The organism is Pseudomonas massiliensis (assembly GCF_000826105.1).
In the GTDB taxonomy this organism is placed as follows: Bacteria; Pseudomonadota; Gammaproteobacteria; order Pseudomonadales; family Pseudomonadaceae; genus Aquipseudomonas; species Aquipseudomonas massiliensis.
This window is the reverse complement of sequence record NZ_CCYK01000007.1, coordinates 41,668-65,127: the sequence shown is the minus strand read 5'-3', so window position 1 is coordinate 65,127 and position 23,460 is coordinate 41,668. Positions and strand designations below refer to the sequence as shown.

The 23,460-nt window shown below is 63.8% G+C and carries 26 protein-coding genes; 9 read left to right on the top strand and 17 right to left on the bottom strand.

The features are described 5' to 3' along the window. Positions 1 to 68: 68 nt before the first annotated feature. A complete protein-coding gene (dxs, locus tag BN1188_RS11085; protein WP_040261550.1) occupies positions 69 to 1,955 on the top strand; it encodes a 1-deoxy-D-xylulose-5-phosphate synthase in 1,887 nt (628 codons plus the stop codon). A 101-nt stretch (positions 1,956 to 2,056) separates the two neighbouring features. On the opposite strand, the gene ribA is transcribed toward dxs, so the two are convergent. From ribA to nrdR, 10 genes are all read right to left on the bottom strand, one after another. After that, the gene (gene ribA, locus BN1188_RS11080; protein ID WP_040261549.1) at positions 2,057 to 2,653 is read right to left on the bottom strand and encodes a GTP cyclohydrolase II; all 597 of its coding nucleotides are present in this window, start codon (positions 2,651 to 2,653) and stop codon (positions 2,057 to 2,059) included. Between the two features lie 127 nt (positions 2,654 to 2,780). Beyond that, positions 2,781 to 3,581 (bottom strand): substrate-binding periplasmic protein, encoded by an 801-nt coding sequence (locus BN1188_RS11075; RefSeq protein WP_084596204.1) that lies wholly within the window; start codon positions 3,579 to 3,581, stop codon positions 2,781 to 2,783. A gap of 14 nt (positions 3,582 to 3,595) precedes the next feature. After that, the gene (locus BN1188_RS11070) at positions 3,596 to 4,099 is read right to left on the bottom strand and encodes a phosphatidylglycerophosphatase A family protein (protein ID WP_040261548.1); all 504 of its coding nucleotides are present in this window, start codon (positions 4,097 to 4,099) and stop codon (positions 3,596 to 3,598) included. After that, complete coding sequence (thiL, locus tag BN1188_RS11065) at positions 4,096 to 5,067, bottom strand: thiamine-phosphate kinase (RefSeq protein ID WP_040261547.1); 972 nt, start codon at positions 5,065 to 5,067, stop codon at positions 4,096 to 4,098. Before thiL ends, BN1188_RS11070 begins: the two co-directional genes overlap by 4 nt. Before the next feature lie 5 nt (positions 5,068 to 5,072). Further along, positions 5,073 to 5,570: a transcription antitermination factor NusB gene (gene nusB / locus BN1188_RS11060; RefSeq protein ID WP_040261546.1), complete on the bottom strand. Its 498-nt coding sequence runs from the start codon at positions 5,568 to 5,570 to the stop codon at positions 5,073 to 5,075. Further along, a complete protein-coding gene (ribH, locus tag BN1188_RS11055; protein ID WP_040261545.1) occupies positions 5,567 to 6,043 on the bottom strand; it encodes a 6,7-dimethyl-8-ribityllumazine synthase in 477 nt (158 codons plus the stop codon). The genes nusB and ribH overlap by 4 nt, the downstream gene beginning before the upstream one ends. Before the next feature lie 80 nt (positions 6,044 to 6,123). Further along, a complete protein-coding gene (gene ribBA / locus BN1188_RS11050; protein ID WP_040261544.1) occupies positions 6,124 to 7,215 on the bottom strand; it encodes a bifunctional 3,4-dihydroxy-2-butanone-4-phosphate synthase/GTP cyclohydrolase II in 1,092 nt (363 codons plus the stop codon). Between the two features lie 16 nt (positions 7,216 to 7,231). Continuing rightward, positions 7,232 to 7,891, bottom strand: coding sequence for a riboflavin synthase (locus tag BN1188_RS11045; protein ID WP_040261543.1), 660 nt, complete (start codon positions 7,889 to 7,891; stop codon positions 7,232 to 7,234). A 23-nt stretch (positions 7,892 to 7,914) separates the two neighbouring features. Next, the gene (gene ribD, locus BN1188_RS11040; RefSeq protein WP_040261542.1) at positions 7,915 to 9,054 is read right to left on the bottom strand and encodes a bifunctional diaminohydroxyphosphoribosylaminopyrimidine deaminase/5-amino-6-(5-phosphoribosylamino)uracil reductase RibD; all 1,140 of its coding nucleotides are present in this window, start codon (positions 9,052 to 9,054) and stop codon (positions 7,915 to 7,917) included. Further along, positions 9,051 to 9,515: a transcriptional regulator NrdR gene (nrdR, locus tag BN1188_RS11035; RefSeq protein WP_040261541.1), complete on the bottom strand. Its 465-nt coding sequence runs from the start codon at positions 9,513 to 9,515 to the stop codon at positions 9,051 to 9,053. Before nrdR ends, ribD begins: the two co-directional genes overlap by 4 nt. Positions 9,516 to 9,657: 142 nt before the next feature. Here nrdR and BN1188_RS11030 point away from each other — a divergent pair, with 142 nt between their 5' ends. From BN1188_RS11030 to trxA, 3 genes are read left to right on the top strand one after another with little or no spacing between them, the layout of a single operon-like run. Beyond that, entirely contained in the window at positions 9,658 to 10,119 is a 462-nt protein-coding gene (locus BN1188_RS11030) for a YbaY family lipoprotein (protein WP_040261540.1), read from the top strand. Beyond that, positions 10,116 to 10,799: a class I SAM-dependent methyltransferase gene (locus BN1188_RS11025; protein WP_052469249.1), complete on the top strand. Its 684-nt coding sequence runs from the start codon at positions 10,116 to 10,118 to the stop codon at positions 10,797 to 10,799. Before BN1188_RS11030 ends, BN1188_RS11025 begins: the two co-directional genes overlap by 4 nt. Positions 10,800 to 10,831: 32 nt before the next feature. Continuing rightward, entirely contained in the window at positions 10,832 to 11,704 is an 873-nt protein-coding gene (trxA, locus tag BN1188_RS11020; protein ID WP_040261539.1) for a thioredoxin, read from the top strand. Here trxA and BN1188_RS11015 read toward each other — a convergent pair. After that, the gene (locus BN1188_RS11015) at positions 11,698 to 12,063 is read right to left on the bottom strand and encodes a hypothetical protein (protein ID WP_040261538.1); all 366 of its coding nucleotides are present in this window, start codon (positions 12,061 to 12,063) and stop codon (positions 11,698 to 11,700) included. The two genes, trxA and BN1188_RS11015, sit on opposite strands and share 7 nt — an antisense overlap. Before the next feature lie 151 nt (positions 12,064 to 12,214). On the opposite strand from BN1188_RS11015, the gene BN1188_RS11010 reads away from it, so the two are divergent. From BN1188_RS11010 to BN1188_RS10990, 5 genes are all read left to right on the top strand, one after another. Continuing rightward, on the top strand, positions 12,215 to 12,790 hold the full coding sequence (locus BN1188_RS11010) for a DUF2796 domain-containing protein (protein ID WP_040261537.1): 576 nt from the start codon (positions 12,215 to 12,217) through the stop codon (positions 12,788 to 12,790). Between the two features lie 2 nt (positions 12,791 to 12,792). Continuing rightward, the gene (locus BN1188_RS11005) at positions 12,793 to 13,500 is read left to right on the top strand and encodes an ATP-binding cassette domain-containing protein (protein WP_040261536.1); all 708 of its coding nucleotides are present in this window, start codon (positions 12,793 to 12,795) and stop codon (positions 13,498 to 13,500) included. Next, positions 13,500 to 14,765, top strand: a complete 1,266-nt coding sequence (locus tag BN1188_RS11000; RefSeq protein ID WP_040261535.1) for an ABC transporter permease — start codon at positions 13,500 to 13,502, stop codon at positions 14,763 to 14,765. Before BN1188_RS11005 ends, BN1188_RS11000 begins: the two co-directional genes overlap by 1 nt. Before the next feature lie 62 nt (positions 14,766 to 14,827). Continuing rightward, on the top strand, positions 14,828 to 15,322 hold the full coding sequence (locus BN1188_RS10995; RefSeq protein WP_408633619.1) for a DUF3299 domain-containing protein: 495 nt from the start codon (positions 14,828 to 14,830) through the stop codon (positions 15,320 to 15,322). A 114-nt stretch (positions 15,323 to 15,436) separates the two neighbouring features. After that, entirely contained in the window at positions 15,437 to 16,135 is a 699-nt protein-coding gene (locus BN1188_RS10990; protein WP_040261533.1) for an OmpW/AlkL family protein, read from the top strand. Between the two features lie 75 nt (positions 16,136 to 16,210). Here the strand turns inward: BN1188_RS10990 and BN1188_RS10985 are convergent, their stop codons facing one another. From BN1188_RS10985 to BN1188_RS10960, 6 genes are all read right to left on the bottom strand, one after another. After that, a complete protein-coding gene (locus tag BN1188_RS10985; RefSeq protein ID WP_040261532.1) occupies positions 16,211 to 17,140 on the bottom strand; it encodes an NAD-dependent epimerase/dehydratase family protein in 930 nt (309 codons plus the stop codon). Next, the gene (locus tag BN1188_RS10980; protein ID WP_040261531.1) at positions 17,133 to 18,017 is read right to left on the bottom strand and encodes a sugar nucleotide-binding protein; all 885 of its coding nucleotides are present in this window, start codon (positions 18,015 to 18,017) and stop codon (positions 17,133 to 17,135) included. Before BN1188_RS10980 ends, BN1188_RS10985 begins: the two co-directional genes overlap by 8 nt. Before the next feature lie 127 nt (positions 18,018 to 18,144). After that, the gene (locus BN1188_RS10975; protein ID WP_040261530.1) at positions 18,145 to 19,329 is read right to left on the bottom strand and encodes a cyclic di-GMP phosphodiesterase; all 1,185 of its coding nucleotides are present in this window, start codon (positions 19,327 to 19,329) and stop codon (positions 18,145 to 18,147) included. Positions 19,330 to 19,512: 183 nt separating this feature from the next. Continuing rightward, on the bottom strand, positions 19,513 to 20,820 hold the full coding sequence (locus tag BN1188_RS10970) for an NAD(P)/FAD-dependent oxidoreductase (RefSeq protein ID WP_088776206.1): 1,308 nt from the start codon (positions 20,818 to 20,820) through the stop codon (positions 19,513 to 19,515). After that, on the bottom strand, positions 20,817 to 21,863 hold the full coding sequence (locus BN1188_RS10965) for a polyamine ABC transporter substrate-binding protein (RefSeq protein ID WP_232430953.1): 1,047 nt from the start codon (positions 21,861 to 21,863) through the stop codon (positions 20,817 to 20,819). Before BN1188_RS10965 ends, BN1188_RS10970 begins: the two co-directional genes overlap by 4 nt. Before the next feature lie 85 nt (positions 21,864 to 21,948). Further along, positions 21,949 to 23,310, bottom strand: coding sequence for a glutamine synthetase family protein (locus tag BN1188_RS10960; RefSeq protein WP_040261527.1), 1,362 nt, complete (start codon positions 23,308 to 23,310; stop codon positions 21,949 to 21,951). Positions 23,311 to 23,460: the final 150 nt, after the last annotated feature.

Here is a 23,460-nt window from a genome sequence, read left to right as displayed (position 1 = left end):
CAGGCTGCTATAGCCCTACGCCATAGGGTAAACTCTTGCCCTTTATGGCTTACAAAACGATCCGCCTGATGCCTACGACGTTCCAAGAGATCCCCCGTGAGCGCCCGCTGACTCCGCTGCTCGACCGCACCGACACCCCGGACGGGCTGCGTCGCCTGGGTGAAGCCGAGCTAGAAAGCCTGGCCGACGAGTTGCGCCTGGAACTGCTCTACAGCGTGGGGCAGACCGGGGGCCATTTCGGTGCCGGGCTCGGGGTGATCGAACTGACCATCGCGCTCCATTACGTGTTCGATACTCCGCAAGACCGGCTCGTGTGGGACGTGGGCCATCAGGCCTACCCGCACAAGATCCTCACCGGCCGTCGGGAGCGGATGCACAGCCTGCGTCAGAAGGACGGCCTCGCCGCCTTCCCGCGACGCAGCGAGAGCCCGTATGACACCTTCGGCGTCGGGCATTCGAGCACATCCATCAGCGCGGCCCTGGGCATGGCCATTGCCGCGCGCCTGCAAGGCAGCCCGCGCAAGGCGATCGCGGTGATCGGCGATGGCGCGCTCACCGCAGGCATGGCCTTCGAGGCGCTGAACCATGCGCCGGAGGTCAACGCCGATATGCTGGTGGTGCTCAACGATAACGACATGTCCATTTCCCGCAATGTGGGCGGCCTGTCGAATTACCTGGCGAAGATCCTTTCCAGCCGAACCTATGCAAGCATGCGTGAAGGCAGCAAGAAAGTGCTTTCGCGGCTCCCGGGTGCCTGGGAAATCGCCCGGCGCACGGAAGAGTACGCCAAGGGCATGCTGGTACCCGGCACGCTCTTCGAAGAGCTGGGCTGGAACTACATCGGCCCCATCGATGGCCACGACCTTCCGACCTTGATCGCTACCCTGCGCAACATGCGCGACCTCAAGGGGCCGCAGTTCCTGCATGTAGTGACCAAGAAGGGCAAGGGCTTCGCCCCCGCAGAAGTAGATCCCATCGGCTATCACGCCATCACCAAGCTCGAACCCGTCCCGGCGGCGCCCAGGAAAGCGTCCGGCCCCAAGTACTCCAGCGTCTTCGGTCAGTGGCTGTGCGACATGGCGGTCGCGGACGAGCGCCTGGTGGGCATTACCCCCGCCATGAAGGAAGGCTCGGACCTGGTTGCCTTCAGTGAGCGCTTCCCCGAACGCTACTTCGATGTAGCCATCGCCGAACAGCATGCGGTTACGCTGGCGGCGGGCCTGGCCTGCGACGGCGTCAAGCCCGTGGTGGCGATCTACTCCACGTTCCTGCAGCGCGGCTATGACCAACTGATCCACGACGTGGCGGTGCAAGGGCTGGACGTGCTGTTCGCCATCGACCGCGCCGGCCTGGTGGGAGAGGATGGCCCGACCCACGCGGGCAGCTTCGACCTTTCCTATCTGCGCTGCATACCGGGCCTGGTGATCATGGCGCCGAGTGACGAGAACGAACTGCGCCTGATGCTCAGCACCGGCTTCCAGCATCCTGGGCCGGCCGCGGTTCGCTATCCGCGTGGCACCGGCCCGAACGCGAGCATCGAACCCGGCCTGGGCACGGTCGAGATCGGCAAGGGCGTGATTCGTCGTAGAGGCAAGGACGTGGCCATCCTGGTCTTTGGGGTGCAGCTTGCCGAAGCCCTGGCCGTGGCCCAGCGGCTGGACGCCAGTGTGGTGGACATGCGCTTCGTGAAACCTCTGGATGAAGCCCTGGTCCGGGAGATGGCAAGCCAGCACGGACTACTGGTGACCTTGGAGGAAAATGCAATCATGGGCGGCGCGGGTTCGGCCGTAGGTGAGTTCCTGGCAGCCGAAGGCACTACCGTTCCCTTGCTGCACCTTGGTCTGCCAGATGTTTATGTGGAACATGCCAAGCCGGCGCAGATGCTCGCCGAATGCGGCCTGGATGAAGCCGGCATCGAAGCGGCCATCCGCGCCAGGCTCGCCAAGGCTCCATGACCCCCGTGGGAGCCAGCGAAGCTGGCGAATTGCTCAGGCTTTCGGGGCCTTTCGCTAGCTGGCGCTAGCTCCCGCAGGCTCATCCTTGCCAACTGCCGCGGCTACGAGGGCCGGTCCATCATGTGGCCAAGCTTGCCCGCCTTGGTGGCCAGGTAATACTTGTTGTGGGGGTTGTGCCCGGTATGCAGCGGTACTCGCTCGGCCACGGTGATCCCCATGTCTGTCAATGCCTTGACCTTGCGGGGGTTGTTGGTCATCAAGCGCAGGGCCTTGATGCCCAGGTGCTCCAGCATCGGCAGGCAGATGGAATAATCCCGCTGGTCGGCCGCGAAACCCAGGCGCTCATTGGCTTCGACGGTGTCGGCGCCGTCATCCTGTAGCTCGTAGGCGCGGATCTTGTTCAACAAGCCGATGCCTCGCCCTTCCTGTCGAAGGTAGAGCAATGCGCCACGCCCTTCCTTGGCAATGGCCTGAAGCGCGGCTTCAAGCTGAGCGCCACAATCACAACGCTGGCTGAACAGCGCATCGCCAGTCAGGCATTCGGAATGGACCCGCCCCAGTACCGGTTGACCATCGGCTACATCGCCCAGGGTCAGGACAACGTGCTCGCGACCTGTGGCCTCTTCGAAGAAGCCATGCATGGTAAAGGTGGCGAACGGGGTGGGCAGTTTGGAAGCTGCAACGAAAGCGACGGGCACCGGGTGCTCCTATCTGTCATCAAATGAAAACAGCCGCGGGATGGCCACCGCTCGACACGCTGGCCCTGGGCAAAGATGTCACATTGTAACATCGGCCCGATGACGCGCTCAGTTCAAATTTTCGACCTTACCGATCACAAGCTTCTATGGATGTCTTGCGTGGCATCGGCTCGTTGCCGAAGGGATAAGCCATTTTCCAGCGGCGGTAGAGGGGCTTCAAGGCTCCACTGGCGACCAGCTCGGCCATGCGCTTGTCATACACCTTGCACAGCTCGCGCCCGCGCGGATTATTGGCGAAGCCCAGGTACAGCGGCAGGTCGATCAGGTGCGTGAGGCGATACTGTGAGGGATCCGCCTCTTGCTGCTGGATGAAGTCCATCTCCTGCTCAGCATCGATGTAGAAGTCCGCATGACCGCGCTTGAGCATTTCCAGGATGCCGTTGCGCCGCTCGATATGCTCGTAGTGCTTGATGCCCGGCAGGTAGCGCTGGAACTCGTAACCTCGCACCCAGGCCAGGCGAGCATCGCCGAGCGTGGCCAGGATCGGCGCTGAGTGACTGGCCAGGCTCAGGGCATAGATGTGATCGGTATCGTAATGCCAGCTCGGGTATAGGGCGTCACGCTCGTTTTCATAAGAGCCCACCCAGGCGTCCGCCTCCCCCCGCTGAACCAGGCCTACCGAACGCAGGTAGGGTTCGATACGCCACATTACCTTGTAGCCGGCAGGCTCGAAGATGATACGTATCAGGTCCCAACCCAGGCCAGTGCCGTCTGCGGAGGTGTAGTCGTTCCACGCTTCGCTGACGACTTCCACGGTTCCTGGCTTGGGCGCGGCCGTCGCGATGGGCGTGAGGCAGGCGGCCACGCCCGCCCAGCACAGCGCGCGCAAGCACTTGAACAGGGGCCAGGCCCCTTGGCGCCAATCCATGCGGCCATCCTCATTCAGGTAAATAGCAGAACCAGCCCTTGCATCGCCAGCCAGGCGAAGACGCCGGCGATCAGGTCATCGAGCATGATGCCTATGCCGCCATGCACATGGCGATCCACCCAGCGGATAGGCCAGGGCTTGAGGATATCGAAGAAGCGAAACACCAGGAAACCGACAACCAGCCAATACCAGCCCTCGGGCACGAGCCAGAGGGTGATCCACATGCCGACCATTTCATCCCAGACGATGCCTTCGTGGTCATGCACGCGCAGGTCGTCGGCCACCTTCCCGCAGAGCCAGAAGCCGAACAGCATGGTCACGCCCAACATCAGCCAATAGCCCCAGTCCGGCAGCATCTGCCACAACGGAATGAAAGGTACCGCAACCAGCGAGCCCCAGGTGCCGGGCGCCTTGGGCAAGGTACCCGAGCCGAAGCCAAAGGCGAGGAAGTGCCAGGGGTTGCGCCATACCGAAGGCGGCACGAACTCCGCGGGCACCTGGTTCGGATGATCTGTCACGGTCGCTCCCGAAAATGTTGATAACCCCGCTGGCCTGGTGTTACATCCAGGCCCTGCTCATCGACCAGGCAAACCCCTTCGCCAGCCAGCACCTGACCGATGACTCGCACGCCAGGTTCCAGGCTGACCACAGCAGCCAGGTGCTCAGCAGGCAGAGTGAAGGCCAGCCGGTAATCGTCGCCGCCACTGAGCGCCGCTTCCAGTGCAGCGGCGGCGGGAAGAAAGGCACGTAGAGTATCAGACAGCGGCAACCGCGATTGTTCGATGCGCATCGCCACCCCTGAGGCTGTGGCGATGTGGCCGCAGTCGGCGAGCAAGCCATCGGAAATGTCCAGGGCGGCGGTGGCTTTGCCGCGAAGCGCCAGGCCGAGGGTGAACTGGGGCGGCGGTGTCCAATAATGGGACAGCAGCGGGCCAGCCACTGCCTCGTTGGCCGAACGCTCGCCCAGCACCAACGGCAAGGCTCCCGCCGCGTCGCCCAGGGTCCCCCCCACGCACACCAGGTCACCCGGCCGGGCACCGGCGCGGGTCAAGGCCTGCCCAACGGGCACGCTGCCAAATACGGTAAGGGTCAGGCTCAAGGGCCCTCGGGTGGTATCGCCACCCACCAGGCGCAGGCCGCAGGACTGAGCCATGGTGTCCAGCCCCTGGGCAAAGTCCTGGAGCCAGTTGGCGTTCACCTCCGGCAAGGTCAGCGCAAGGGTGAAGCCCAAAGGCGCGGCCCCCATCGCGGCCAGATCGCTGGCGGCGACCGCCAGGGCCCGCTGGCCGAGCCTGGCGGGTGGCGCATTACGAGGAAAATGAACGCCTTCCACCAGGGTATCGGTGGAAACTGCCAACTGCTCACCCGCGGGCGGCGCCAGCAAGGCGCAGTCATCGCCAATGCCCAGCGTAACGCCGCTGCCTGGCCGCGCGCATGCCGCCGCCGCGAAGAAACGGCGGATCAGCTCGAATTCACCGAGCGCCACGACCCTTAGCGCTTGTGTGCGTTGACTTCGGGTGCCCGCAACTTGGGCGCCAGCTTGTCCAGTACACCGTTGACGAATTTATGGCCGTCAGTGGCGCCGTAGATCTTCGCCAGTTCGATGCCTTCGTTGATGACCACGCGATAGGGCACGTCCACCCGCTTGAGCAGTTCGAAGGTCGACAGGCGCAGCACCGCCAGTTCTACCGGGTCCAGCTCTTCGAGGGCCAGTTCCATGCAGGGCTTGAGGCTGGCATCGATTTCACCCTTGTTGGTGGCCACGCCATGCAGCAGCTCGCGGAAATAGGCGCCATCGACATCGCTGAAGTCGTTGTCCACACGGAACTGGGCTTCGATTTCATTGAGCGAGTGCCCGGCCAGTTGCCACTGGTACAGGGCCTGGGTCGCCATTTTCCGCGCCTCACGCCGCTTGGCGCTCTTGCTCTTGGCCGTAGCCGGGTCTTTGGGTTCGCGCGGGTTGAAACCGTTGTTTTCGTCGCTGATCACTTGGCCTCCAACTGCGCCAGCAGGCTTACCATTTCCAGGGCCGAAAGGGCGGCTTCGGCGCCCTTGTTGCCGGCCTTGGTGCCGGAACGCTCGATGGCCTGTTCGATGCTATCGACCGTCAGCACGCCAAAGGCTACAGGTACGCCGAACTCCATGGACACCTGGGACAGGCCCTTGGTGCATTCGCCAGCCACGTATTCGAAATGCGGGGTACCGCCACGGATGACCGCGCCCAGGGCGATGATCGCGTCGAATTCGCTGCGCTGGGCGACCTTCTGGGCTACCAGTGGAATCTCGAACGCGCCGGGTGCGCGGATGATGGTGATGTCGTTTTCATCGATGCCATGGCGCACCAGGGCGTCGACCGCGCCGCTGACCAGGCTTTCCACGACGAAGCTGTTGAAGCGGCCCACCACCAGCGCATAGCGCCCTTGGGGGGCAATGAAGGTACCTTCGATGGTCTTCAGGGTCATTCGGCATTCTCGTATTAAAGAGCCAGGCCGCGCGATGCGGCCTGTGATAAGTAAAGTCGAAAAGCAGGCGCGCGGCCTGTTTATTCGGAGGGCACGTATTCTACAACTTCCAGGTCGAATCCGGATATCGCGTTGAACTTCATGGGCGAGCTCATCAGGCGCATCTTGCGCACGCCCAGGTCGCGCAGGATCTGCGAGCCAGCGCCCACCGTGCTGTAGGTATTGGGCTTCTTCACCGGTACATGCTCGGTGGCTTCGCGAATATGGGCCAGCAACTGGTCACCATCGAGGGGGTGGCCCAGCAGCAGCACTACCCCGGCGCCGGCTTCGGCCACCTGGGTCATGGCCGCCCTGAGGCTCCAGCGGCCAGGCTGGCGAACCATCAGAAGGTCGCGCAGCGGGTCCATGTTATGGACGCGAACCAGCGTGGGCTCGTCCGCTTTCACCTTGCCCAGGGTCAACGCCATGTGCACGTCGCCTTCCACCGAGTCGCGATAGGTCACCAGGTTGAACTGACCCAGCTCGGTATCCAAGGGTTGCTCGGATACTCGCAACACGGTGCGCTCGTGGATCATGCGGTAATGAATCAGATCGGCGATGGTGCCAATCTTGATTCCATGCTCGGCGGCGAACGCCTCGAGCTCGGCGCGACGGGACATGGTGCCATCGTCGTTCATCACTTCGCAGATGACTCCAGCGGGCTCGAATCCGGCCATGCGCGCCAGATCACAGGCCGCCTCGGTGTGCCCGGCGCGAGCGAGCGTACCGCCCGGTTGCGCCATCAGGGGAAAGATATGGCCGGGGCTGACGATGTCTTCGGCCACGGCGTCCCTGGCGGCGGCTGCCTGCACGGTGCGCGCCCGATCAGCAGCTGAAATCCCCGTGGTCACTCCTTCGGCGGCTTCGATGGAAACGGTGAACTTGGTGCCGAAACCCGAGCCGTTGCGCGGCGCCATCAGCGGCAACCGCAGCGTTTCACAACGCTCACGGGTCATGGGCATGCAGATCAGGCCACGGGCGAAGCGCGCCATGAAGTTGATGTGCTCGGCCTGGCAGCATTCGGCGGCCATGATCAGGTCGCCTTCATTCTCTCGATCTTCGTCATCCATGAGGATGACCATCTTGCCCTGACGGATGTCTTCGACCAGCTCTTCGACGGTATTGAGCGCCACTAGGCACCCCCTTGTGTTATTTGAGGTAGCCGTTGGCGGCCAGGAAGCTTTCAGTGATGCCGCCCTGGCCTGGCTCGGCGGCTTTGTCGCCCAGCAGCAGCCGCTCGAGGTAGCGGGCCAGGAGGTCCACCTCCAGGTTCACGCGGCGGCCGGGGCGGTAGTCGGCCATGATGGTTTCGGCCAAGGTATGCGGCACGATGGTTAGCTCGAAATCGGCGCCGTTGACTGCGTTGACGGTGAGGCTGGTGCCGTCGACAGTGATCGACCCCTTGTGGGCGATATAGCGGGCCAGGGCCTTGGGCGCGCGGACAGTGAACTGCACCGCCCGGGCGTTATCGCTACGGGCGATGATCTCGCCTACGCCATCCACATGACCACTCACCAGGTGACCACCCAGGCGACTGCTGGGGGTCAGCGCCTTTTCAAGGTTGACCGGGCTGCCGACTTTCAGATCATTGAAGGCGGTGCAGTCGAGGGTTTCCCGGCTGACGTCGGCCCAGAAGCCATCACCAGGCAACTCGACCGCGGTCAGGCAAACGCCATTGACCGCGATGCTGTCGCCGAGCTTGACGTCGGCCAGGTCCAGCTTGCCGGTGTGCACATGCACCCGTACATCGCCGCCCTTGGGCGTGAGGGCACGAATGCTGCCAATGGATTCGATGATACCGGTAAACATGAGGACCTCCGGAAAACGGGGAATTATACGGGGCGAACGGGCGCGGGCACGGCAATGACTTGCCAGTCGTCGCCCACCGCGCGCATCTGGGTGATCTTCAAGCGGGGCGCCTCGGCCATGCGTGCCAGCGGCCAATCCAGCAAGGGCCTCGCGCTTGAGCCGAGGAAGGTGCCGGCCATGAACAAGCGGTACTCATCCACCAGCTCCGCTTGAGCGAAGGCGCCGGCCAGGCTTGGGCCAGCTTCGACCAACACCTCGTTGACCCCGCGCAGCGCCAGCGAGCGCAATAGCTCGACCAGGTCGCAGCGACCGTTGTGGCCTGGGACACACAGAATTTCGGCGCCCATGGCGGTATAAGCCTGCTGGGCCACCGGTGGCGTCGCGCAGATTACCAGCGTGGGGCCGGCCTGGAAGAACGGCGCGTCCAGGGGTACCCGCAGCCGACCATCGACCAAAACCCGCAGTGGCTGGCGACCCGCGGCGAGCGCGGCCTCGGCTTCATTGAGGCCCAGCTCCTCCGGGCGTACGGTCAACCGGGCGCCATCGGCAAGCAGAGTATCCGCGCCACTGAGCACCACGCTGGAACGGGCACGCAGGCGCTGCACTTCGCGGCGTGCCTGGGGCCCGGTTATCCACTGGCTTTCACCGCTGGCCATGGCCGTGCGGCCGTCCAGGCTCATGGCCAGCTTGACCCGCACGAAAGGCAGGCCGCACTCCATGCGCTTGATAAACCCGGGGTTCAAGGCCCGGGCTTCACCCTCCAGCACGCCACTGCGCACGACAACGCCTGCCGCGGCCAGCCTTGCCAGCCCCTGGCCCGACACTTGCGGGTTCGGGTCCTGCATGGCTGCAACGACGCGGCTTATCCCGGCAGCGAGCAAGGCGTCGGCGCAAGGCGGCGTTCGCCCGTGATGGCTGCAGGGTTCCAGGGTCACGTAGGCCGTGGCGCCACGCGCGGCTTCGCCGGCCTGGCGCAGCGCATGCACCTCGGCGTGAGGCTCCCCGGCGCGTACATGCCAGCCCTCGCCCACCACCTGTTCGCCCTGGGTGATCACACAGCCCACCCTAGGGTTTGGGTGGGTGGAATACAGCCCGTGCCGCGCCAGCTCCAGGGCGCGTGCCATGAATCGGTGGTCGAGGCTGTCCTGCGGGGGGGTAATCATTTGCTGGCCGGCTCCCGGGCCAGGCGGTCGAGCTCTTCGCGGAACTCATCCAGTGCCTGGAAGCGACGGTACACCGAGGCGAAACGGATATAGGCCACTTCGTCGAGCTTGCGCAGTTCCGCCATTACCAGTTCGCCAACGACGAGGGATTTGACTTCCCGTTCGCCCGTGGCACGCAATTGCCCCTTGATATGACCCAGGGCGGCTTCCAGCCGCTCGATGCTCACCGGGCGTTTTTCCAAGGCTCGCTGCATGCCGGCGCGCAGCTTTTCTTCGTCGAAGGGCTGGCGGCTGCCGTCTTGCTTGATCAAGCGAGGCAAGACGAGCTCGGCGGTTTCGAAGGTGGTGAAACGTTCGCCACAGGCGACGCATTCACGGCGGCGGCGGACCTGTTCGCCTTCGGCGACCAACCGCGAATCGATGACCTTGGTGTCGTTGGCAGCGCAGAAGGGACAGTGCATGGCAGCCAGTCAGCTTGAAAATGGACGCCAATGTTAGCGCATCGCCCGGCCGAGACACAGCCTCGGCAAAGACACGAGCCGGGCTTTGCGGTATACAGGCCCCTGCGATGACGCCATCAGACATGCCTACAGGAACAGGCCCATGACAGTACGTTCACTTGCCTTGCTCTGCTGCCTCGGGCTGCTGGCTGCCTGCGCCGGCGAACCGCCCACGCCAGCGGTACCCGCCAGCCCGGTGACCAAGCCCGCCGCCCCGGACATTCGTGACCCCGAGCCGCTCGGCCCTCTGCCTGCCTACCAGCGCGAGCTTAGCGGGCAATTGCTGTCCATTCCCAGGGGCGCCGAGGTAGAGCTGGCCATGTTGGTAGTGGATGACCGCGGCCGTCCACAACAATTGCTGGCCAACACGACGCTGGCCGGAACGGGGCAGCCCCTGCCCTTCCGACTGCGCTTCAACCCGGAGGCCTTCCCCCAGCAGGGCCACGTCGAACTGCGCGGCCGAGCGAGCCAATCCGGGCAGCTGATTCTGCACCTGCCGCCCAGACAGATCGGCGGTCCCGCCACCCAGGCGCTGGGTACGCTGGAAATGACCAAGGCGCCATGACGTCCCTGGAACTGCTTCAGACAGCCGTACGGGAATTGCTCGGCGACGCCCGCTTGATCGAATCGACCTTGCCGGGTACCGACTTGCGCCTGTGGCTGCTTGACCCGGCCCATATGGCTCGCCCGTTCAGCGGCGAGGAAACCCGACGCATCCTCCAGGCCCCGCCCTACTGGAGCTTCTGCTGGGCCAGCGGGCTGGCCATGGCTCGCTGGCTGGCTTCGCACCCGCATTGGGTGCAAGGCAAGCGCGTGCTGGATTTCGGCGCTGGCTCCGGCGTAGCGGCCATTGCCGCAGCCCGGGCGGGTGCCGTTGAAGTGGTCGCCTGTGACATGGACGAACTGGCCCTGGCAGCTTGTGAGGCCAACGCGGCGCTGAACGGAGTAACGCTTAGCCACAGCGCGGACTTCACCACAGTCCAAGGCCCGTTCGACCTGATCCTGGTCGCCGACGTGCTTTATGACCGAGAGAACCTGCCCTTGCTGGACCGCTTTCTAGAGCATGCGCCCCATGCCCTGGTCGCGGACTCCCGGGTGCGGGACTTCACGCATCCCGCCTATCGACAACTCGCATGCCTGGACGCCTTGACCCTGCCGGACCTGGCCGAGCCCGCGGAATTTCGCCGGGTCAGCCTGTACCATGGCCAGGCACCGACTACCGGGCCACGGACGCAGCCTTTATAGTGTCATCAACCTTGCCTTCTTCGGGATTCACCATGAGTCAGGACACCCCTTACATCTTCGACGCCACCGATGCCAACTTCCAGCAACTGGTGCTCGAGAACTCCTTCCACAAACCAGTGCTGGTGGATTTCTGGGCAGACTGGTGCGCACCCTGCAAGGCGCTGATGCCGATATTGCAGAAGATTACCGAAAGCTACCAAGGGGAGCTGTTGCTGGCCAAGGTGAACTGCGACGTGGAACAGCAGGTGGTGGCCATGTTTGGCGTGCGCAGCCTGCCGACCGTGGTGCTGTTCAAGGATGGCCAGCCGGTGGACGGTTTCGCCGGTGCCCAGCCCGAGTCGGCGATCCGCGCGATGCTTGAGCCCCACGTGGCGGAGCCGGCCCCCGCTGCGGCAGACCCTTATGAGCAAGCCCAGGCACTGTTCGTCGAAGGTCGCTACAGCGAGGCGGAGGCCACCTTGCAGGCTTTGCTCAGCACCGACAACAGCAATGCCGGCGCGCTTATCCTCTACGCCCGCTGCCTCGCTGAGCGCAACGCATTGAGCGAGGCGGAGACCGTGCTTAACGCGGTTACGGGTGATGAACACAAGGCGGCCTTGGCGGGCGCCAAGGCGCAGTTGACCTTCCTGCGCCAGGCCGGCGACCTGCCGGATGCCGCCGAGCTGAAAAGCCGACTGGCCCAGAACCCCAACGACGACGAAGCCGCCTATCAACTGTGCGTACGCCAACTGGCCCGCCAGCAGTACGAGGCGGCCCTGGACGGCTTGCTGAAGCTGTTCCAGCGCAACCGGGCGTACAACGAAGGGCTGCCACACAAGACGCTGCTGCAGGTCTTCGATTTGCTGGGCAATGACCACCCCCTGGTGACCACCTACCGCCGCAAGCTTTTCGCCGCGCTTTACTGACCAGCCCAGGTGTACAGTGGCGCGTCGGCGCCACTGAGTACCCGCACCTGTGAGCAGTGGCGCAAGCGCACCAACAGCCGCTTGCCCGCCTGGGCACTGCCGGCCAGCCCTTCCAGTTGTTCGAACAAGGCCGGGCCGCTGATCTGGCCGCTGGCTTCGACCAGGGCCAGCGCGCTATCCCACAGCGTGTCGCTGGCCGCTGCCGCCTGTGGCGTAGGCGAAGCAGGCCTTTCCAGCGCGTGGGCCTCATCTGCCGGGGTAATCTGCAGCACACCTTGCAATCGAGCCCAATCGCCCTCGCCCATTTCGATGCAAAGGTCCACCGGCCACTGGCCAAGGGTACCCGTGATTCTGATCATTCCTTCACCTCGCGAAATAGGATTTCGACCATAGCACGGGTGTTACGGCTAGGGTCATGATGGCTTACATGAAACCCTCACCGGCGAGGCTAGGCGGGATGCCCGCAATCGTTATAACATAACTAACAATTTCCAGCGGACCGGACTCACCATGCGCCATGCTCTTCTTGTGTTTTCTTTCTGCCTGTTGCCCAGCCTGAGCCACGCAGCGACCAAGGCACCCCATAGTCATGGCAGCCTGGGCGCCCATGAGCATGGTACTGCCCGCCTGGATGTCGCCCTGGATGGCCAAACCCTCGCCCTGGACCTGGATAGCCCGGGCATGAACCTGGTGGGCTTCGAGCACGCACCCACGTCCGATGCAGACCGTGCCGCCGTTGCCCGTGCGCGGGAAAAACTGACCGCGCCCCTGGAGCTGTTCAACCTCCCAGCCGCGGCCCGTTGCAGCGTGACCCGCCAGGAGCTGCTCAGCCCCCTCTTTGGCAATGCAGCTTCCGACCACGACCACGACCACGATGAGCATGACGCCGACGCCCACCACGAGCACAGCGATGTGGACGGTCATTTCCAGCTCCATTGCGAGCAGCCCCAGGCACTGACGGGCTTGGACCTGGCACGGTTCTTCACTACCTTCCCGTCGACCCACAAGGTGCTGGTCCAAGCCATTACCCCCAATGGCCAGGTTGGCCTGGATGCCACCCCGGACAACAGCAAGCTGGCTTTCTGAACATGACCGCAGCCTTGATCGAACTCCAGGAAGTGGGCTTCGCCTGGCCAGGCCAGCCCGAGCTTCTGGACCTGCCTTCATTGCGGCTGGACCGCGGCCAAAGCCTGTTCTTGAAGGGGCCGAGCGGCAGCGGCAAAACCACCTTGCTGGGGCTGTTGGGCGGTGTGCAATTGCCCGGCCGTGGTCAGGTGCTGCTGCTGGGGCAGAACCTGACCGCGCTGGGGCAGGGCGCCCGTGACCGCTTCAGAGTGGACCACACCGGGTATATCTTTCAGCAGTTCAACCTGTTGCCGTTCCTGTCCGTGCGCGAGAACGTATCGCTGCCTTGTCAATTCTCGAGCTTGCGCAAGGCTCGCGCCCTGGAACGTTACGGCAGCGTCGAACAGGCGGCACATACCCTCCTCGAGCGCCTTGGACTGTCGAACGAACTATGGGGAAGACGCGCCGACGCGCTCTCTATCGGCCAGCAGCAAAGGGTCGCCGCGGCCCGATCGCTTATTGGCCAGCCGGAACTGGTGATCGCCGACGAGCCGACCTCGGCGCTGGACAGTGACGCCCGCGAGGCTTTCCTGCGGTTGCTGTTCGAAGAGTGCCGGGCCGCCGACGCGGGGCTGCTGTTCGTCAGCCACGACCAGAGCCTGGCCACACTGTTCGACCGCGCTGAATCCTTGATTGAACTGAACCGCGCCGCACGCGCGCCGGAGGCCTGATGCCTTTGTTACGCCTGGCCCTGGCAAGCCTGGGCAATCGCCGTTTCACCGCCGCGTTGACGGCCTTCGCCATCGCTGTGTCCGTTTGCCTGCTACTGGCAGTGGAGCGCGTGCGCACCGAGGCCCGAGCCAGCTTCGCCAGCACGATCAGCGGCACCGACCTGGTGATAGGCGCCCGCTCTGGGTCCATCAACCTGTTGCTGTACTCGGTATTCCGCATTGGCAACGCCACCAACAACATCCGCTGGAGCAGCTACGAACACTACGCGAACGACCCCCGAGTAAAGTGGGCGATTCCCATTTCCCTGGGCGACTCCCATCGCGGTTATCGAGTGATGGGTACGGACCTGAACTACTTCGAGCATTACCATTATGGCCAAGGGCAAGCGCTGGCCTTGGCCGAGGGGCGCCCCTTCGCTGACGACCCCTTCGAGGTGGTATTGGGTGCCGAGGTAGCGCAGGCCCTGCATTACAAGCTGGGCGACGAACTGGTACTGGCCCACGGCGTGGCTACCATCAGCCTGGTCAAACACGACGACAAGCCCTTCAAGGTGGTGGGCATCCTCAAGCGCACCGGCACCCCGGTCGATCGCACCTTGCATACTAGCCTGGCAGGCATGGAAGCCATGCACATCGACTGGCACAACGGCATGCCGGCCCGGGGCGAGCAACGCATCAGCGCCGAACAAGCCCGGCACATGGACCTTGCGCCCAAGGCCATTACCGCGATGCTGGTTGGCCTGAACAACCGGGTAACGACCTTTGCGCTGCAGCGTGAGGTCAACGAATACCTGGACGAACCGCTGCTGGCGATACTGCCAGGGGTAGCGCTCCAAGAGCTGTGGAGCCTGATGGGTACAGCGGAGCAGGCGCTGTTCGTGGTCTCGCTGTTCGTAGTGATCACAGGGTTGATCGGTATGCTCACGGCCATCCTGACCAGCCTCAACGAGCGCCGGCGGGAGATGGCCATTCTGCGCTCGGTGGGTGCCCGCCCATGGCAGATCGCCGTTCTGATGATCGCTGAAGCCGGGGCCCTGGCGTTGACGGGGATAGTGGCAGGGGTGGTGCTTCTGTACGCAGGCATCGCCGGTGCCCAAGGCTTCGTGCAGGCCAACTATGGGCTGTACTTGCCCCTGGCGTGGCCTGGCAGGTATGAATGGTCCCTGCTTGGGCTGGTATTGATCGCGGCCTTGCTTATTGGCGCCCTCCCCGCCTGGCGGGCTTACCGGCAATCGCTGGCCGATGGCCTTACCGTACACCTGTAGGCGGCCGCCTGCGGCGTGATGACTCCATGACGAGAAATCCGATGCGCTACCTGTGGTTCTGCATGCTCCTGCTGTTGGCGAAAACCGTTGCGGCGGATCAAATCCAGGTGCTGACCTGGGAGGCGCTGGTCCCCCCGGACGCGCCCAAGGTCGCCCCGGTGCTTACCCCCATGCATGATCTGTCCAAGCTGAGTACCGGACTGGTGGAAGCGGCGCCGGCGGCTCATCAGTTGGCGCCGCACGCCCCGGTGGTCAAGGCACTGGATGGCCAGCGGGTGCGCCTGCCCGGCTATATCGTACCGCTGGAGGTAAACGACGACGGCCGCACCACGGATTTTCTCCTGGTGCCCTATTACGGCGCCTGCATCCATGTGCCACCGCCTCCCTCGAACCAGATCGTCCATGTGCATACAGAGCTGGGCGTGAAGGTAGAGGAGCTGTATCAGCCCTATTGGGTCGAAGGCCCTATGCAGGTCAAGGCCAGTGTCAGCGATCTGGCCGAAGCGGGTTATCAGCTGGAGGCGGAGAAAATCTTCGCTTACGAACTGCCGGACTGAGCCTGGCGTGCGACAGGTTGTCGCAGGCCTAGCCGGTCATTTATTGCTCCAGGTCAATAATCGCACCAGGTGAGACGTTCAGGATTGCGCCATTCGTACGTCAATGGAGCTTTCATGAAAACGTCTGTATTCGGTGCCGCCGTCCTTGCCCTGGCGCTCGCCTCCCCCTCGGCCTTCGCTCACCAGGCCGGGGACTTCATCATCCGTGCCGGCGCGGCCAAGGTTGCCCCCAACGAAGACAGCGGTGAACTCAAGCTTGACGGTACCCGCGTCAGCGGCACCAAGGCGACTCTGGACGGCGACACACAACTGGGCCTGGCCCTGGCGTACATGATCACCGACCACGTGGGCATTGAACTGCTGGCCGCCACGCCCTTCCAGCATCGGGTCGGCGTAAAGGGTATCAGCGCGGCCACGGGTATCGACGGCCTGGACGGCAAGCTGGGCGACATTCGCCAATTGCCGCCCACACTGTCGCTTCAGTACTACCCCATGGCGCCCAGCTCACGCCTGCAGCCCTATGCGGGCCTGGGTGTCAACTACACCCTTTTCTATAACGAAGACCTGAGCAGCCAGCGCAAGGCCCAGGGCTTCAGCAACTTCAAGCTGCAAGACTCCATCGGGCTGGCCGGGCAACTGGGGGTGGACTACATGCTCACCGATCACTTGATGTTCAATGCCGCCGTCTGGTACGCGGACATCAACACCAAGGCCAGCGTGGACGGCCCTACCGCGCTGGGCGTGGGCCGTACCAAGGTGGACGTGGAGGTAGACCCTTGGGTGTACATGGTCGGTCTGGGCTACAGGTTCTAGTACCGCCTACCGAAGCCGGGCGCGATCACCCTCCCGCAGTCGCGCCGGCCACCTTGGCCCGTGCGGCCGAAGGCATCAGGAAAACAGCAGGCGCCGCAGCCCCGTTTCCAGGGGCGTGGTTTCTCCCAGCTGGAAATGCGCCAGCAAACGCTGGTTGTCGGCCCGGGAGTGCTTGATGTCTCCGGCACGGGCGGGTTGGTGGGTCACGGCGGGCAAACCGCCGAGCACGGCGCCCAGCGCCTGCAACAGGCGATTGAGCGAGGCCGCCTGGTTCAGCCCTACGTTGAAAGGCCCCACCGGCATGGCAGCAGCCTCAAGGGCTTGTACCAGCAGGCCGACAAGGTCTCCCACATAGAAAAAGTCCCGGGTTTGCTCGCCGTCGCCGAATACCGTGATAGGCAGGCCGGCCTGGGCACGCTGCGCGAAGATGCTGATGACCCCCGAATACGGCGAGGAAGGGTCCTGCCGCGGGCCATAGATGTTGAAGAAGCGGAACACCACCGGTTCAAGGCCATGCTCACGCTGGTAGAAGTCCAGGTATTGCTCGCTGGCGAGCTTGTCTACGGCATAGGGGGTCAGGGGCGCCTTGGCCAGGTCTTCAGCGATGGCCTGCCCTTCCCCGTTGTTGCCATACACGGCCGCGCTGGATGCGAACAGCACTCGCCGGATGCCATGGATGCGCAGCGCTTCACACACATTGAGGGTGCTGATGAAGTTGCTCTGGTGAGTAGCGACAGGGTTGTCCACGGACGCCTGCACTGACGCCACCGCCGCCAGATGAACGGCAGCGCTACACCCCTTGGCCGCCTCCAGCACCAGGCCGGCATCCGCGGCGTCGCCCGTGCACAGCTCCAGGCGAGGGTTGTCCAGAGGGAGATTTTCGCGCTTGCCGGTGCTGAGATTATCCAGCACGCGAACGCCATAGCCGCGGGCCAATAGCGCATCGACAAGATGGGAACCAATGAAGCCGGCGCCGCCGGTGATCAGGATAGGGCCGTCAGCCATGGCGGTAGTACCGGTCCAGCAGGGTCGGCAACCCGGCGCGCCAGGCGCGGGGCTTGATGCCGAAGGTATGAAGGATTTTCTTGCAGGCCAGCACCGCATGCTGCGGTTCCTCGGCCGCGTCGGCGCGAGCCGCGTGGGGCTCGGGCGTTGGCGCCTGGACCTGCAAGGGGTGTCGGCTGGCGGCTTCGGCGAGAATGGCCTGCCCCAGTACCAGGGCCGTGGTCGCTTCGTTGCCGGCGTAGTGGTAAGTGCCCCAAAGCGGCGCCGAGCAATCCAGCTGCTTGAGCACCGAAAGAATGACCCGTGCCGCATCGTCCACGGGCGTGGGGTTGCCCCGGCGGTCGTCGGCTAGCATCAGGGCGCCGGCTTGCTCGGCGCGGGCGAGGAAACGCCCGAGCAGGCCTTCCGGGCTATCGTCGAGCAGCCAGCCGAAGCGCAGCAACACATGCTGCGGGCAGATGGCGCGTACGCTTTGCTCGATTCGCCACAGGGCCTGGCCGCGCAACCCTAGGGGCAGCGGTTCGTCTTTCTCGCTGTAAGCCGTGGCGCGGGCGCCATCGAAAACCCGGTAGCTGGATGGCTGCAGCAGGATCATGCCGTAGTGCTGGCAAAGCTCGGCGAGCCGCTCCACCGCGCGCTCCTGTCCGGCCAGGCGCTGTGCGCTGACTTCGCCGGCCTGGAACCAATCGAAGTAGTAGGCGAGATTGACCACGGCATCCGGGCGGGTGTCATCCAGCAACTGGGTCAGGCTTGCGGCATCCCAGCCGTCTTGCGGCGGGCGCGGGGCAAGGAAGCTGATGTCTTCTTCGGCCCCCTGGCGAATCAGCGCTTGACCAAGGGCGCTACCGCCGCCCAACAGCATTAGGCGCATTCGCATAGAGTCAACAGATCCAATGATGTGTAATCGTGGCCATGCCACGAAAGACTCAACATTTTGCGGGTTTCTTGGCGGATAGTCACCCCGGCCGGTGAAGTTTCCCTGGGCTGGCGACTGAGCGGGAACTTCAGCCGAACAAGGGCCGCCGCTGGGTCGGCACGCTGGACCAGGCTTGATCCAGATCACGCAGCCCCCAGTCCTCGGGCAGTTCGATGCGAACGATGCGATCTTCGCCGCTGGCCAGGTCCAGCAAGTCGGGGCTCAACAACTGTCGCCGCTTGCAGTCCAGCACCAGGCTGACCCGGGGCGTCAGCAAGGCGGTTTCATTCTGCTCGACCACCACGGCAAGGCGATCGCTGGCCAGGCGAACGAGCGCGCCCACGGGGTAGATCCCGACGGTACGAACGAATGCCTGGAACAGGTGCTGGTCGAAATGCCCTTTCCAGCCGGCCATTTCCTTGAGGGCGTGGGCGGGGCCCCAGGGCTTCTTGTAAGGCCTGGCCGAAGTAATGGCATCGTAGACATCGCAGATGGCGCCCATGCGCGCCATGGGGCTGATGAGCTCGCCAGACAGCCCGTGGGGATAGCCGGTGCCATCGAATTTTTCATGATGATGCAGGCATACGTCGATGGCCGCCACGCTCAGGAAGCCGCTGCGGCGCAGGATTTCCAGGCCACTGCCGGGATGGGCGCGGACCACGGCGAACTCCTCGTCGCTCAGCCGCCCTGGCTTGTTGAGGATTTCCAGAGGAATCGCCATTTTGCCGATGTCGTGAAGCAAACCGGCCGTTCCCATTTCCAGAACCACATCATCAGGCTCTTGTAGCTGGCGGCCCAGGGCGACCATAAGGCCGCACACGGCCACCGAATGCATGTAGGTATATTCGTCGGCGCTTTTGAGCCGGGCCAGGCTGATCAGCGCGTGAGGGTGACGCATCACCGAAGCGGAGATTTCCTCGACCACCGCCACGCAAGCCTCGCTCGTGATGGCTTGGCCAAGACGCGCATCGTTGAACATGCTGGCCACGGCCCGCTTGGCGCGCGAGCAGGCAGAGATGGCCTGCTCTACTTCATCCCGCAGGCTCTGGGAAGCGGGCGCCACGGTGACCACCGGCTCGTCCGAGCTGATGTCCAGCCCGCGACTGGTGTCGATGTACACCTCGTCCAGGCCGGCGGCCCGGATGCGTTCCAGGTCCACCGGGTGCTGGACCTTGAAACCGACCTTCCATAACGGCTGCGTGATGCCGCTGCCCACTGCTTCATGCAGGAACATGCCTAACGTCAGCTCGTCGATGGATATCTTTCGGATCATGGGCCGGCCCCCAATAGTGCTCAACCTTGTATCGGCACTACGCAGCCCTGGAGTAGATCCTTGCCGTATCCGCCGACGAACGTGACGCCTGTCCCTTACGGCGGGCATCCGGGAAGCACGGCGGTAACCTTCATGAGGCAGCCCTGGGAAACCGGTGCAGCCATGCGTTATCGACCCGGGCCGCTACACCAGCTCCTTGCAGCGGTACCACAGCATTCCCAGCGCCAACAGAGGCGAGCGCAGGCGCTTGCCGCCAGGGAAGCGGCGATGGGGCACCCGACCGAACAGATCCACGGCGCGGCTCTCCTGCTCGGCGATGGCCTGGGCCAGGATGCGCGCGGCGAAATGTGTGACGTTCAAGCCATGCCCGGAATAGCCTTGGGCGTAATACACATTCGGCGCGCTGGGCAAGCGGCCGATCTGCGGGAAGCGATTGGCACTGATGCCGATCATCCCGCCCCAGTGGAATTCGATGCCGACGCCCTTGAGTTGAGGAAACACGCGCTCCATCTTCGGCCGCATGTACTCGGCGATGTCGGCCGGATCCCGTCCCGAGTAATGGCAGGCACCGCCGAACAACAAACGGTGGTCCGCGCTCAGCCGGTAGTAGTCCAAGGCTACGCGTTGGTCGCACAGCGCCATGTTCTGCGGAATCAGCGCCCGCGCGCGCGCCTCACCCAGGGGCTCGGTGGCGATCACGTAGCTGCCGGCAGGCAACAGCTTGCCCTCCAGCGCTGGCTCCAGATCGTCGAGAAAAGCGTCGCAGGCCAGCACCAATTGACGCGCGCTCACTTGGCCCTGATCGGTGAACACCCGCACCTGGGCGCCTTTTTCGATCCGACGTACAGGGGAAGCTTCGTAGATCACCGCGCCGTGGGATTCGGCCAGGGCGGCCTCGGCCTGGATCAACTTCAGCGGGTGCAAATGCCCCGACCCCATGTCGACCAGGCCTCCTGCGTAGATATCCGAGGCGACCACCTGAGGCAGGTCGGCCTTGGTCACCAGCTTGAGCGGATGAGGATAACCCTGGGCCTGCAAGGCTTGCAGTTCTTCCTGGAACCCCTGCCAATGCTTGGCGTTATTGGCCAGGTCGCAGTATCCCCAGCGCAGGTCGCAGTCGATACGATGTCGCTCGACCCGCTGGCGCACGATGTCCACGGACAGGGTGCCGGCCTCCTGCAGGAAGCGCACCCCTTCGGCACCCAGCAAGTGTTCGAAGCGCTCGACGTCATGGCCAAGGCCACGAATCAGCTGCCCGCCGTTGCGCCCACTGGCGCCCCACCCCACGCGCTGGGCCTCCAGCACGATGACCGAAAGCCCGCGCTCGGCCAATTCCAGGGCGGTGTTGATCCCGGTGAAGCCCCCGCCCACCACGCAAACGTCGGCGCTGACCTCTCCTTGCAAGGAAGCACGTGACGCCACGGGCGCGACACTGGCGGCATAGTAGGAGCCAACATGGGGAAGTGCGGTGGACATAGCAGGCTCCATCATTTGCGGGTGCGTTTGACTTCAGTCCATTCCCGGGTCATCAGGCGCATGATGTCCTTGGGCAATTCCCTGGACACATAGAGCTTGGCCATGACCTCGGGCGGCGGGTAGATGCCAGGGTTGCCGGTGATGGCCTCGCCCATGAGCGGATTGGAGGCCGGATTGGGGTTGGCGTAGCCCACGGTTTCGCTGATGTCCGCGATGACCTTCGGGTCCAGCACATAGTTAATGAACGCCAGGGCCTGCTCAGGGTGCTCGGCGTCCTTGGGAATGGCCAGCATGTCGAACCAGACGTTACCGCCTTCCTTGGGCACGACGTAGGCCACGTTCACGCCGTTCTTGGCTTCTTCGGCACGGCTGGCGGCCTGGATCACGTCACCGGAGTAACCGAAGGCCACGCAGATATCCCCATTGGCCAGGTCGCTGACGTACTTGGAGGAATGGAAGTAAGTCACGTAGGGCGCCACTGTCTTGAGCTTTTCGGCGGCGCGCTTGTAGTCCTCGGCCTTTTCGCTCCGCGGGTCCATGCCCAGGTAGTTGAGCATGGCGGGGAAGAGTTCATCCGGTGAATCCATGAACGACACGCCACAGGCGCTCAGTTTCTTGATGTTTTCGGGCTCGAACAGCACGGCCCAGGAATCGATCCTGTCTACACCCAGGACCTGCTTGACCTTGTCTACGTTGTAGCCGATGCCGTTGGTGCCCCAGAGGTAAGGCACCGCGTACTGGTTGCCCGGATCGTTATCCTCCAGGCGCTTCATGAGCTGTGGGTCCAGGTTCTTCCAGTTGGGCAGCTTGCTGCGGTCCAGCTTCTGGAAGGCGCCAGCCTTGATCTGCCGCCCCAGGAAATGGTTGGAGGGGACCACTACGTCGTAGCCGCTATGCCCGGTGACCAGCTTACCCTCGAGGGTTTCGTTGGAGTCGAATACATCGTAGACCGGCTTGATGCCAGTGGCTTTTTCGAAGTCTTCCAGGGTGGTCGGGCCGATATAGTCCGTCCAGTTATAGATCTTTACCGTGCCGCCTTCAGCATGGGCTTGGGCCATTGCGCCCAGCAGTACGGCCGACGAACAAAGCGTTGCGACAAATGACTTCATGGTGCCTCCAACAGGGGTGGGAAGGTGGGCAGGCTCAGACACTCATCATCAGGAATTCACGTTCCCACGAGCTGATCACACGTTTGTAGTTCTCATGCTCCGCCCGCTTGACTGCGGCGTAGCCTTGAACGAATTTAGCCCCTAATACACGGATAAGCGCGGCGCTGCCTTCCATTCGTTCCAGCGCATCCTCGATGGTCAGAGGCAGGCGCAGATTACGCCGCTCATAACCACGCCCTTGTACGGGTGCGCTCGGCTGGCAACCCTCGATCATGCCCAGGTAGCCGCAAAGCAGGCTGGCGGCAATGGCCAGGTAGGGGTTGGCGTCGGCGCCGGGCAGGCGGTTTTCCACGCGTCGGCCTTGAGGTGTGGAAGTTGGCACGCGCAGGCCCACGGTGCGGTTCTCTTCCCCCCACTCCACGTTCACCGGGGCGGAGGTATCGGGCAGGAACCGCCGGAACGAGTTGGCGTTGGGCGCGAACAAGGGCAACACTTCGGGGATATAGCGCTGCAAGCCACCGATGTGATTCAGGAACAGCGTGCTGGCGCTGCCGTCTTCGGTGCTGAAGATGCTTTTGCCAGTATGGAGGTCTACCACGCTCTGGTGAATGTGCATGGCACTGCCCGGCTCATCGGTGATCGGCTTGGCCATGAAGGTGGCGGCCACGTTGTGCTTGAGCGCGGCCTCACGCATGGTGCGCTTGAACACCGTGATCTGGTCGGCCAGGTCCAGGGCGTCGCCGTGACGGAAATTGATCTCCATCTGGGCGGGGCCGTCTTCATGGATCAGCGTATCCAGGTCCAGGCCCTGGGCTTCGCACCAGTCATAGACGTCTTCGAAGAGCGGGTCGAATTCGTTGGCCGCCTCGATGGAAAACGATTGCCGCCCGCTCTCCGGCCGGCCGGAACGCCCTAGCGGCACTTGCAGTGGAAGGTCCGGGTCGTCGCAGCGCTGGGTCAGGTAGAACTCCATCTCCGGCGCCACCACAGGCCGCCAGCCCTGCTCGGCGTAAAGCGCCAGCACACGCTTGAGCACATTGCGCGGCGACAGCTCGATCGGGTTGCCATAACGGTCGAAGGTATCGTGGATCACCATCGCGGTGGGCTCGATGGCCCACGGCAGCACATAGGCCGCGGTCGGATCTGGGCGGCAGTTCATGTCGATGTCGGCAGGGTCCAGCAGCGCGTAGTAGATCTCGTCATCGACAAAGTCGCCGGTCACCGTCTGCAACAGCACACTTTCAGGCAAACGCATGCCGTGCTCGTTGAGGAACTTGTTGGTGGGCAAGATCTTGCCGCGGGCGATACCGGTCAGGTCACTGACTACACATTCCACTTCGGTAATGCCGTAGGTTTTCAACCACTCGCTAAGGGGCGCTGCAACGCTGCTGTTCATGTGGCCTCTGCCATCTTCGCTGGGAGCAAGTGCGCCGGCACGCTGCCGGTTCGCTGGGGCCATGCTCGGACATCCGCCGAGGCGGGGTCTATCCGTTTTCAACAAAGCTGTACGCCCCGCTTTGGTGCGCGACCGATGCCTGTGGCGCCC